The organism is Vibrio sp. 1159 (genome assembly GCF_033340395.1).
In the GTDB taxonomy this organism is placed as follows: Bacteria; Pseudomonadota; Gammaproteobacteria; order Enterobacterales; family Vibrionaceae; genus Vibrio; species Vibrio alginolyticus.
This window is the reverse complement of sequence record NZ_JAWOWL010000193.1, coordinates 1-1027: the sequence shown is the minus strand read 5'-3', so window position 1 is coordinate 1027 and position 1027 is coordinate 1. Positions and strand designations below refer to the sequence as shown.

General features: G+C 45.8%; 1 protein-coding gene. It reads left to right on the top strand.

The genetic code is table 11. The features are described from left to right. The coding region (locus R7127_RS26930) for an NAD(P)/FAD-dependent oxidoreductase (protein WP_411977883.1) at window positions 1-772 on the top strand (772 nt) is incomplete at its 5' end. Window positions 773-1027: the final 255 nt, after the last annotated feature.

Sequence of the window (1027 nt, the reverse complement as noted above, 5' to 3'; positions counted from 1 at the left end):
GAAACCATTCTCGGTTGGCTTCCGTATCGAGCACAAGCAATCGATGATCGACGAAGCGCGTTTTGGTCCAAATGCGGGTCACCCAATTCTTGGTGCTGCGGATTATAAACTGGTTCACCATTGTAAAAATGGTCGTACCGTGTACAGCTTCTGTATGTGTCCAGGCGGCACTGTTGTTGCGGCGACATCTGAAGAAGGTCGCGTAGTGACGAACGGCATGAGCCAATACTCTCGTGCAGAGCGTAACGCAAACAGTGCGATTGTTGTGGGTATCTCTCCTGAGGTGGATTACCCGGGTGATCCTTTAGCAGGTATCCGTTTCCAACGTGAACTTGAATCTAACGCTTACAAACTAGGCGGCGAAAACTACGATGCGCCAGCACAGAAAATCGGTGACTTCCTGAAAGGCCGCGATCCAAGTCAGCTTGGTGATGTTGAGCCATCTTTCACGCCGGGCATTAAGCTCACAGACTTATCGAAAGCGCTGCCTCCATTTGCGGTAGAAGCGATTCGTGAAGCCATTCCAGCTTTCGATCGTAAGATCAAAGGTTTTGCATCTGAAGATGGTCTACTGACTGGCGTTGAGACTCGTACCTCTTCACCAGTTTGCATTAAGCGCGGTAAAGATTTCCAAAGTGTAAACTTAAAAGGCTTCTACCCTGCGGGTGAAGGTGCAGGTTATGCTGGTGGTATTCTTTCTGCTGGTATCGATGGTATTAAAGTCGCAGAGGCGGTTGCGCGTGACATCGTTGCAGCAATGGAAAATGCATAATTAAATCACTTTTTGATTTGATGAAAGCCAGTCAGTTTTGCTGACTGGCTTTTTTGTATGTTCTGCATAGCTAATTAGGATTAGTGAGCATTTTCTGCGCGACATTTGAGACGTTTCCTCGTCATGTCTCTGGCTTTTGTTGGTGTTTACTTCTGCAGATAAATTTTTCTTACTGGGATAAATATGCAACAAGATTTAGCTTGAGAGCAGTAGATAAATGAATTTTGATAGAGATCAATAGACTAAGCCTATGAA